The organism is Arenimonas malthae CC-JY-1 (genome assembly GCF_000747075.1).
Taxonomy (GTDB): Bacteria; Pseudomonadota; Gammaproteobacteria; order Xanthomonadales; family Xanthomonadaceae; genus Arenimonas; species Arenimonas malthae.
On record NZ_AVCH01000104.1, the window covers coordinates 86,632 to 96,125 of the forward strand.

The 9,494-nt window shown below is 70.8% G+C and carries 9 protein-coding genes, 1 tRNA gene and 1 pseudogene; 7 read left to right on the plus strand and 4 right to left on the minus strand.

The genetic code is table 11. The features are described 5' to 3' along the window. Positions 1–1,755: a M14 family metallopeptidase gene (locus N790_RS05580; protein WP_043801793.1), complete on the minus strand. Its 1,755-nt coding sequence runs from the start codon at positions 1,753–1,755 to the stop codon at positions 1–3. A gap of 119 nt (positions 1,756–1,874) precedes the next feature. Here N790_RS05580 and N790_RS05585 point away from each other — a divergent pair, with 119 nt between their 5' ends. Continuing rightward, entirely contained in the window at positions 1,875–2,264 is a 390-nt protein-coding gene (locus tag N790_RS05585; protein WP_043801796.1) for a CrcB family protein, read from the plus strand. Between the two features lie 7 nt (positions 2,265–2,271). Here N790_RS05585 and N790_RS05590 read toward each other — a convergent pair whose 3' ends face one another. Beyond that, complete coding sequence (locus tag N790_RS05590; protein ID WP_043801797.1) at positions 2,272–2,994, minus strand: rRNA pseudouridine synthase; 723 nt, start codon at positions 2,992–2,994, stop codon at positions 2,272–2,274. A 156-nt stretch (positions 2,995–3,150) separates the two neighbouring features. Here N790_RS05590 and serS point away from each other — a divergent pair, with 156 nt between their 5' ends. From serS to N790_RS05615, 5 genes are all read left to right on the plus strand, one after another. Then, a complete protein-coding gene (serS, locus tag N790_RS05595; protein WP_043801800.1) occupies positions 3,151–4,431 on the plus strand; it encodes a serine--tRNA ligase in 1,281 nt (426 codons plus the stop codon). Then, on the plus strand, positions 4,428–5,390 hold the full coding sequence (locus N790_RS05600) for a LysR family transcriptional regulator (protein WP_052385715.1): 963 nt from the start codon (positions 4,428–4,430) through the stop codon (positions 5,388–5,390). Before serS ends, N790_RS05600 begins: the two co-directional genes overlap by 4 nt. Positions 5,391–5,409: 19 nt before the next feature. After that, positions 5,410–5,499: transfer RNA gene (locus tag N790_RS05605), tRNA-Ser, on the plus strand. 117 nt (positions 5,500–5,616) lie between these two features. After that, positions 5,617–6,582, plus strand: a complete 966-nt coding sequence (locus N790_RS05610) for a phytanoyl-CoA dioxygenase family protein (protein ID WP_169742142.1) — start codon at positions 5,617–5,619, stop codon at positions 6,580–6,582. Positions 6,583–6,587: 5 nt separating this feature from the next. Further along, positions 6,588–7,322 (plus strand): sulfite exporter TauE/SafE family protein, encoded by a 735-nt coding sequence (locus N790_RS05615; RefSeq protein WP_043801805.1) that lies wholly within the window; start codon positions 6,588–6,590, stop codon positions 7,320–7,322. Between the two features lie 9 nt (positions 7,323–7,331). Here the strand turns inward: N790_RS05615 and N790_RS05620 are convergent, their stop codons facing one another. Further along, complete coding sequence (locus tag N790_RS05620) at positions 7,332–8,240, minus strand: CPBP family intramembrane glutamic endopeptidase (RefSeq protein ID WP_043801806.1); 909 nt, start codon at positions 8,238–8,240, stop codon at positions 7,332–7,334. Positions 8,241–8,560: 320 nt separating this feature from the next. Between N790_RS05620 and N790_RS05625 the strand changes: the two genes are divergently transcribed. Then, the gene (locus N790_RS05625) at positions 8,561–9,211 is read left to right on the plus strand and encodes a response regulator (RefSeq protein WP_043801809.1); all 651 of its coding nucleotides are present in this window, start codon (positions 8,561–8,563) and stop codon (positions 9,209–9,211) included. 45 nt (positions 9,212–9,256) lie between these two features. Here N790_RS05625 and N790_RS16320 read toward each other — a convergent pair. Beyond that, positions 9,257–9,494, minus strand: a pseudogene (locus N790_RS16320) (hypothetical protein); the annotation flags it as partial.

Genomic DNA, 9,494 nt, shown 5'->3' on the forward strand with positions numbered 1-9,494 from the left:
TCAGGGCGCCACGTCGGTGCGCATCACCGGGTAGAGCCGGAAGCGCTCGTCCCAGGACGAATGCCGGCGGTAGAAGAACTCCAGCCGCGCCTGCGGGTCGGCGGCGAAGGCCGGGTCGTCCTGCAGGCGCCTGGCGAAGGCCGCCGCGAGCGCGGGGTCTTCCGCCAGCATCTTGCGGGCCACGTCCTCGGCCACGTAGTCCTCCATGTATTCCTTGCGCTCGAAGGCGTTGTTGAATTCGCCCCAGGCCAGCAGGGAATCCGGTGCCTTCGGTTCCAGCATCGCCATCACCAGGCGCGCGCCGGGCTGGCGCAGGGGCACGTAGAGCGAACCGGCGGGGACGTCGCGGGTTTCCCTGGCCCAGTCGCCGGTGACGGCCAGGGTCTGGTGGCCTTCGACCGAGCCGGCGGAGAGCTGGGCGGTGTCGGCGCGGAAGACTTCGACCTCGCGTTTGCCGCCATTGGCGATTTCGCGGAACTGCACGCCGTGCAGGCGCAGCTTCGCGCCCACGAAGGCGGCGTGTTCGGCCGGCACGAGATAGCCCGCGGCCGGCGCGGCCACGGTGACGCTCGGCTGCACGTCGTCGCGCAGCGGGATGCGCCAGATTTGCGGTGTGGTTTCGTCATAGCGGGTCATCAGCGCGCCGGAGATTTCCGAGGGCGTGCGGGTGTAGGCGTAGCCGCGGAAGTCGATCAGTCGTGCTTCCGGGCCCGCGGTGAAGGCCAGCGGCTGCGGGGCGCCACCGGTCTCGCCGGCGCGGGCGTCGGCCTCGCGGGCCAGGCGCTGCCAGGCCTGGCCGTTCGCGGCGAGGCGCTCGAGCACCGACACCACCGTGTTGCGGGTGATGCGCACGCGGTGCGGGTATTCACGCCACGAATGGGTTTCCACCAGCATGGCCAGCCGGTTGCGCAGCCAGAAGTAGCCGGTGGAAAAACGCGGCGGCGCCACGCCGTCGGCGAAGCCCGAGCTCGGGTCGTCCGAGACCACGAACGAGGGATAGAAGGGCAGGGGCAGCGAGCCCTGCGTTTCCAGGTCGGCGATGACGCCGTCGCGCCAGGCGCGGCCGGCCTCGCGCAGGGCCGGGTCGCCGGCGTGCACGGGTTCCACCTGGATGGAGATGTCGTGTTCGAACTGGGCGCCGTCGGTGGCGTGCAGGTCCACCACCGCCAGCGGGTCCCAGGCCTGCACCAGGCCCAGCATGGCCTGCATTTCGGGCGAATCGGCCTTCAGGTAATCGCGGTTGAGGTTGTAGTTCTGCGCCGTGGTGCGCCAACCCATTTCCACCGGGCCGCGCTGGTTGGGGCGGTTCCAGGGGCCGAAACGCTCGTGGCCGTCCACGTTGAAGACCGGCACGAACACCAGCACCAGCTTGTCGAGCGCGCCTTTGGCCACCTTGCCTTCGAGCACCTCTCGCAGGGCCAGGAAGCCCGCATCCTTGCCGTCGATCTCGCCGGCGTGGATGCCGCCCTGTACCAGCACCACCGGCAGGTCCTGCCCGCGCGCGGCGGCGGGGTCGAGCGCGCCGCGGGTCGAGGCCACCAGCGCCTTCATCGGCCGGCCCTGGGGCGTGGTGCCGAAGTCGAGGCATCGCACTGCGGCCGGGTAGGCCCGGGCGAAGTCGTCGCAGAGCTTCACGACCTCGTCGTAGCGGCCGGTGCGGGTGAAGCCCGAGGCCTCGGACACCGTGCCCAGAGGGGGCGGGGCGGCCAGGGCCGGGGCGGCGGCGACGAGCAGCAGGCAGAGCAGGGTGCGCATGGCGGGACTTCGTGCAAGGGACAGGCAGGCAGGGTAACCGCTGCGGCGCCGGCGGCAGAAGCGCGCCAAGGCCGGCATTGCCGTTAGCATGTCGGCGTGCAAGAACGACCGGGATCGCGATGAACTGGAACCTGCTCTGGCTGGTCATGGCCGGTGGCGCCCTGGGCGCCGGCGCGCGCCACCTGTTGGGCGGCTGGCTGCTGCGCCAGCTCGGCAACGGGATGCCCTGGGGCACGCTGGCGGTGAACCTGCTCGGCAGCTTCGCGGCGGGCTTCCTGCTGGTGTGGCTGGAAGGCCGCGGCCCGAGCGCGCTTTACCTGCGCGCCTTCCTCATCGTCGGCGTGCTCGGTGGCCTGACCACCTATTCGGCGCTGATGCTCGAATGCCTGATGTACGCGCGCGGCGCGAAGCTTGGCGCGCTGGCGGGCTACCTGGGCCTGACGCTCGCGGGTGGTTTCGCGTTGGTGTGGGCCGGCGCGCGGATGGCTGACCTCGTCCGCCCTGCCTGAGCCGGGCTCAGAAGCGCTCGCTCACCGGCAGGTAGCGCCACTGCCCGGCCGGCATCTTGGCCAGGCCGATGCGGCCCAGGCGCAGGCGGCGCACGGCGGTGGCGCGCAGGCCGACTTCGTTGCACAGGTGCTGCAACAGGCCCGGGCGCACGCCCTTGATGGCGAAGCGCAGCCGCTGCTCGTTCTGCCAGCTCACCTTGAAGGGCGCCACCGGCCAGCCGTCGAACTGCGTGCCGCCGGTGAGGCGGTTCCAGCCGTAGGGCGCGAGTTCGCCCTCGACGTCGACGATGAATTCCTGTTCGAGCTTGGCGGCGTCTTCCTGCAGGCGGCGCAGCACGCGGCCGTCCTGGCTGAACACCATCAGGCCGCTGGCCTCGGTTTCCAGCGGCATGGCCGGCTGCAGGCGCGGGAAGTGGCGCTTGAGCAGGCGCCAGTCGGAAGCGTCCTCGGGCCAGCGGTTTTCGGGCACCAGCAGCGACAGCGCCGGGTTCGGCCCGTCGCCCGAATCGAAGCCCGCCGGCTTGTGCAGCAGCATCGTCGCCGGCTCGGCCGGGTCGGGGCGGGCGCCGGGCAGCAGCGCCACGGTTTCGTCAGTGACCTTGTGCTGCGGCTCCTCGACCACCACGCCGTCCACCGTCACCCAGCCGCCCTGCACGTACAGTTCGGCCTCGCTGCGCGAGCAGCCGGTGAGTTCGACGACGCGCTTGGCCAGCCGGACGGCTTCGGTCATGGGGGTTCCGCAGGAAGGGAGGCGGGCGAGCATGCGCCGCCCCGGCGGGGATTGCCAGCCCGCGCCGGCGGGGTCCCGGAACCCGGGAATTTCGTTGCACCGGCGGCCGGCCGGGCGCGATAATGCACCGCCCCGTTTCATTTCTGGAATGACCCGATGCTCGACCCGAACCTGCTCCGCGGCCAGCTCGCCGAGACCGCCGCGACCCTGAAGCAGACCCGAGGCTACGACCTCGACGTGGCTTCGCTCGAGCGCCTCGAGGCCGAGCGCAAGGCCATCCAGACCCGCACGCAGGAACTGCAGAACCTGCGCAACACCCGTTCCAAGGCCATCGGCATGGCCAAGGCCAAGGGCGAGGACACCACCGCCCTGATGGCCGAGGTGGCCGGCCTGGCCGACGAGCTCAAGACCTCCGAGGTCCGGCTCGAGCAGATCCGCGCCGAACTCGAGCGCATCACGCTCACCGTTCCGAACCTGCCGCACGCCTCGGTGCCCTTCGGCAGCGACGAAACCCAGAACCAGGAAATCCAACGCTGGGGCACGCCGCGCAGCTTCGATTTCCCGGTGAAGGACCACGTGGAGCTCGGTGCCCGCGACGGCTGGCTCGACGGCGACGGCGGCGCCAAGCTCAGCGGCGCCCGCTTCACCGTGCTGCGCGGCCCGCTGGCGCGCCTTCACCGCGCCCTGGCCCAGTTCATGCTCGACCTGCACACCGGCGAGCACGGCTACCTGGAGGCCAACGTGCCGCTGATCGTCAACGCCGAGAGCATGCAGGGCACCGGCCAGCTGCCGAAGTTCGAGGAAGACCTGTTCTCCACCGAAGTGGGTGAGAGCCGGCGTTACCTGATCCCCACCAGCGAAGTGCCGCTCACCAACCTGGTGCGCGACAGCATCGTCGAGGACGCCCAGCTGCCGCTGCGTTTGAGCGCGCATTCGATGTGCTTCCGCGCCGAGGCCGGCAGCCACGGCCGCGACACCCGCGGCATGATCCGCCAGCACCAGTTCGAAAAGGTGGAGCTGGTTTCCATCGCGCGGCCGGAAGAATCCGACGCCGAGCACGAGCGCATGACCCGCTGCGCCGAAGTGGTGCTGGAGAAACTCGGCCTGCCTTACCGCAAGGTGCTGCTGTGCACCGGCGACATGGGCTTCTCGGCCCGCAAGACCTACGACCTCGAGGTGTGGCTGCCCAGCCAGGGCACCTACCGCGAGATCAGCAGCTGCTCGAACTGCGGTGATTTCCAGGCCCGGCGCATGCAGGCGCGCTGGCGCAACCCGGCCACCGGCAAGCCCGAGCCGGTGCACACCCTCAATGGTTCGGGCGTGGCCGTGGGCCGCGCGCTGATCGCGGTGATGGAAAACTACCAGCAGGCCGACGGCAGCATCGACGTGCCGGCCGCGCTGCGGCCCTACATGGGCAACCAGGAGCGCATCGGATGAACCACCCCGACCTCAACGACCTGCAGTTCTACGCCATGGTGGTCGAACACGGCGGCTTCGCCGCGGCCGAGCGCGCCTTGGGCGTGCCGAAGTCGCGCCTGAGTCGGCGCATCGCCCAGCTCGAGTCCGACCTGGGCGTGCGCCTGCTGCAGCGCTCCACCCGCAAGTTCGCCGTCACCGACGTCGGCCAGAGCGTGTACCGCCATGCCCAGACCATGCTCGCCGAGGCCCAGGCCGCGCGCGAGGCGGTGGACCGCGTCAGCGCCGCCCCGCGCGGCGTGATCAAGGTCAGCTGCCCGGTGGCGCTGGCGCAGGAGCTGCTGGCGCCGCTGCTGCCGGAGTTCATGAAGAAGCACCCGCAGGTGCGCATCCAGCTGCACGTCAGCAACCGCCGGGTGGACGTGATCCAGGAAGGTTTCGACGTGGCCCTGCGCGTGCGCAGCCAGCTCACCGACGACGGCGAGATGGTGGCGCGCAGCTTCGGCCAGCTGCGCGAGCTGCTGGTGGCCAGCCCGAAATACCTCGACCGCGTCGGCCGCCCGGCCACGCCGGCCGACCTGGCCGGCCACACCACGCTGAGCATGAGCGAAGACGATTCGCGCCAGCGCTGGACCCTGCACGGCCCCGACGGCCACGTGCAGAAGGTGGACCTGACGCCGGCGCTGATGGCCCAGGATTTCCCGCTGCTGCTGGCGGCCGCGCGCGACGGCCTGGGCGTGGTGCTGCTGCCGGAACTGAGCTGCGCCGAGGCCATCCGCAAGCGCGAACTGGAAGTGGTGCTGCCGCAGTGGAACCTGCCGCAGGGCATCTGCCACGCCATCTATCCCTCGCGCCGCGGCCTGCTGCCGGCGGTGCGCGTGTTCATCGATTTCCTGGCCGACCGCCTGCCGGCGCTCATCCAGGACAGCAAGCTCAAGTGCGGCACGCCGGGCGGCCCGGACTGCCCGCCGTCGCCCTGAGCAGGAGCGTTTTTCCAGGGGAAGAGTGGCCGAGCGGTTTAAGGCACCGGTCTTGAAAACCGGCGAAGGGTCAAACCTTCCGTGGGTTCGAATCCCACCTCTTCCGCCAGTTGCGAACCAGCCATGGCCCAGGGGGGGCGGAATGGGGATCTTTTCACGTGCGGTGGGTTTGCTCCGCAACCGCGAGCAGGCAACGGGGCAGGGCGGGGACGATTCCTTCGCCCGCGTGACGGCCAGGATCAAGGCTGCGAAGGCCGCGGCCGCGAAGCGCGGCGATGGCGCCGCCATCGACTGGACCGCGCTGGCCGGGCACGAGGCCTGGTTCGACCGTCCCGACGCGCTCGAGGTCGTGCAGTCCCGCGTCGACCGCGGCGAGCTCACCGGCGAGCAGGCCGCGCTGCTGCGGGCCTGGATCGTGGACGGCTACGTGGTGCTGCCCGGCGCGGTGGACCACGCCGACATCGACGGCGTCAACGCCTACGTCGACGACCTGCTGCAGACCGACGTGCCGAACCCGGACATCACCTTGCTCGGTTTCACCCTGGACGATGCCACCGGCGGCGCGGCGGTCCCGCACGCGGACCTTGTGCGGCTGTCGCCCGCGGAACGGCAGGCAAGGGCGCGGCTGAGCCCCTGGCGCATCCACGAGCTGTGGACGCGCTGCGAGCCCGCGCGCCGCGTCTACCAGAATGCACGCCTCATCGAGGCGGCGTCGCTGATCTTCGGCTGTCCGGCCTACCCGCGCTCGACCATCAATTTCTACCTCGGCAGCCAGCAGGAGCTGCACCAGGACATGACGGTCTTCCACGTCTTCCCGGGCAATTACCTGATCGGCGCCTGGGTCGCCTGCGAGGACATTTCCGCCGACAGCGGCCCGCTGGTGTTTTCGCCCGGCTCGCACCGCGCGCCGCCGTACGAGAAGTTCGCCAACCACCCGCAGGACACGCTGCGCACCTGCCCGCTGGACGAGTACGCCGGCTACTACGCGTACACGAACGCGCTGGCCGCCGAACACGGCACGAAGCAGTTCCTGGCCCGCAAGGGCGACGTGCTGCTGTGGCACGGCATGCTGGTGCACGGCGGCAGCGCGGTGCGCGACAAGGCGCTGACGCGCCGCTCGATGGTCATCCACTACCTGCGCGACGGTGCCGACCAGACCGGCAGCATCGTCGGCCCGTACAACTGGAACTGAGCCCGGTGGGGACCGAGTCGGTGTGGCTGCTGGCGGCGGCCGTGATGATGGTCGCGCTGCTCTATGCCTCGGTGGGGCATGCGGGCGCGTCCGGCTACATCGCGTTGATGACGCTGTTCGGCATGGCGCCTGCGGAAATCCGGCCCACCGCGCTCACGCTCAACATCCTGGTCGCGTGCCTCGGCACCTGGCAGTTCTGGCGCGCGGGCAAGTTTTCCTGGGCGCTGTTCTGGCCTTTCGCCGTGCTGGCGGTGCCGATGGCTTTCGTCGGAGGCTACCTCAACCTGCCGGCGCAGGTGTTCAAGGTGCTGATCGGCCTGGTGCTGCTGTTTTCGGCGGTGCAGCTCGTGCGCCGGCCGCTGGCCGAGGCCGAGCCCAGGCCGCCGTCGCTGCCGGTGTCGCTGGGGGCCGGCGCGGGCATCGGGCTGCTGTCGGGCCTGACCGGCACGGGCGGCGGCATCTTCCTGACGCCGCTGCTGATCCTCAAGGGCTGGGCGCGCTCGGGCACGGCGGCCGGCGTGTCGGCGCCCTTCATCCTGGTCAATTCGATGGCGGGCCTGGCCGGCAACGTCAGCGCCACCCAGCACCTGCCCGGTTTCATCCTGCCGCTGGTGGGCGCGGTGCTGGTGGGTGGTTTCGTCGGTGCGCACCTGGGCAGCCACCGGCTGCCGCAGGGGGCGATCAAGCGCGTGCTGGCGGTGGTGCTGGTGATCGCAGGCGGGAAGCTGCTGTTCGCCTGACCGCCGCGCTCAGACGCCCTTTCCGGCCAGCAGCGATAGCACCGCGCAGCCGCCGTGCGCCAGCACGCAGGCGGGCAGCGAGCGGGTACGCAGGAACACCACCGCCATCACCAGGCCGAAGGCCAGGCTGGCCAGCGCATCGCCAGGCCCGTCGGACCAGGGCAGGGCCGTGCCCGCCAGCGCGGAAACGAGCGCGGCCGGCACGCTGCCAACGGCCCGCGACGCGATCGGCAGCAGCCAGGCACGGAACGAGAGTTCGGTGAGGAAGGGCGCGTAGAACCCGGCGAGCAGGAACACCGGCAGCGACAGCGCGTCCGGTTGCCAGCTGCCCACCTCGGGCCCCAGCCACGGCGCAAACGCACGCGTGGCAGCGGCGACCAGCTGCAATGCCGCGAACGCCGCGATTGCGCCTGCTGCGCCGGTGGCCAGTGCGCGGCCGGTTGGAGCCGGGCTGCGCCACAGGGAGGGCAGGCCATGCTGCTGGCTGGCCGCCCAGTACACCACCAGCACGCTGCCGGTGGGGATGAACAGGACCAGCAACAACGACACCAGCGAGTCGGCCCACTGCGCGGCGTCGAGTGGATTGGGCAGGTCGTTGTAGACCAGGGCGTGGGCGCGGCAGGCCTGTGCGCCGGCCTCGCGTGCGAGGGCGTCGAGCGTGCTCCGGGCGGCCGCCAGTTCGAACCTGCGCAGGCGCGAGAAGCTGATGGCGGTGCTGCCGGGTGTGCAGTCGTCCGGGCGGTGGCGGGCGTAGCCACCGGCGACGGTTTCACCGTGGGCGAAGACCTCGTGGTGCAACACGCGCTCGCGCAGCGATTGCAATTGCGCCGGCGTGCCTTCCACCCACAGCAGCACGCGGTCATGGTCGCCCAAGGCCGTGAGCACATGGAAACAGGCCAGCACCACCACGGCGAGCACGAGTGGCAGCAGCAGCGAAAGCGCGGTCAGTCCGAGACGGGCGTGCAGGCGGATGGCGGGTGTCCCCGGGTACGTTGGCGGTGAGTCTGGTTGTGCGCCTGGCCGGCCGGCCAGCGGCAGGCGTCGCGCGACGGCGTAAGGAATTGTCGGCGCGCGGGCAGGGGCCAGGGCGAAGCCGCCCGGTTCTGTACGGTCCGGATAACGGCGTTTGCCATGCTGCCGCAGCGTAGGAAATCACCTAGTGCATGCGCGGCAACTTGCCATTGATGCGGCCGTTTCCTTCGCCTAGGTTAGGGCGGAACCCTGGGGAGGGACCGCATGTGATCAGAGTTTTCATCCTTGACGACCACGCGCTCGTGCGCACCGGCTACCGGCTCATCCTCGAGAAGAGTGGCGAGGTGGAGATCGTCGGCGAAGCCGCCACCGGCGAAGAAGGCCTGCCGCTCATCCGCAAGCTGCGCCCCGACGTGGTGCTGTGCGACCTGCACCTTCCCGGCATCAGCGGGCTGGACGTGACCGAGCGCCTGGTGCGCTCCGAGCCCGACACCAAGGTCATCATCGTCTCCATCCAGGAAGACGGGCCGATGCCGCGGCGCCTGATCGAAGCCGGCGCCTTCGCCTACCTGGGCAAGGGCTGCGATCCGCAGGAACTGGTGCGCGCGGTGCGCGACGTGTTCCGTGGCCGCCGCTACCTGGCCACGCAGGTGGCGCAGCGCATGGCGCTGGAAGGCTTCGGCGGCAAGGGCTCGCCCTTCGACACGCTGTCGCCGCGCGAGATGCAGGTGGCGCGGCTGCTGTGCCAGGGCCTGCGCATGGAAGAGATCGGCCGCCGGCTCAGCCTGAGCGGCAAGACGGTGGCCACGCACAAATACCGGCTGTTCGAGAAGCTCGGCATCCGCGACGCCATTTCGCTGGCGCGCCTGGCCGGGCAGCACGGCATTTCCGATCCGGCGTCCGCACTGGGCGCCTGAACGCGGCGCAAAAAGAAAGGCGCCTTTCGGCGCCTTTCTTTCGACTCAGTCCTGCTTGCCGGGCTGGGGCGGCTGGCCGGGTTCGGCCAGCGTCCAGTCCGGGGCGGCCGGCGTCGGCTCGGCGGCCTCCGCGGCGCGCACTTCGGCCTGCGACGGCGGGGCGTCGAACACGGCCGGCTGGGTGCGGATGAACGGGTTCACCGGCGCGGCCGGCGCCTGCGGTTCCGGCTCGGCCGGGATCAGGCTCTGCTGCACCGGCGCGCTCGCGACGGGCGCAACGGTG

Coding starts and splice junctions, on each gene's coding strand:
- N790_RS05585 (WP_043801796.1), top strand. CDS start 1,875: ATGAACTGGAACCTGCTCTGGCTGGTCATGGCCGGTGGCGCCCTGGGC.
- N790_RS05600 (WP_052385715.1), top strand. CDS start 4,428: ATGAACCACCCCGACCTCAACGACCTGCAGTTCTACGCCATGGTGGTC.
- N790_RS05580 (WP_043801793.1), bottom strand. CDS start 1,755: ATGCGCACCCTGCTCTGCCTGCTGCTCGTCGCCGCCGCCCCGGCCCTG.
- serS (WP_043801800.1), top strand. CDS start 3,151: ATGCTCGACCCGAACCTGCTCCGCGGCCAGCTCGCCGAGACCGCCGCG.
- N790_RS05590 (WP_043801797.1), bottom strand. CDS start 2,994: ATGACCGAAGCCGTCCGGCTGGCCAAGCGCGTCGTCGAACTCACCGGC.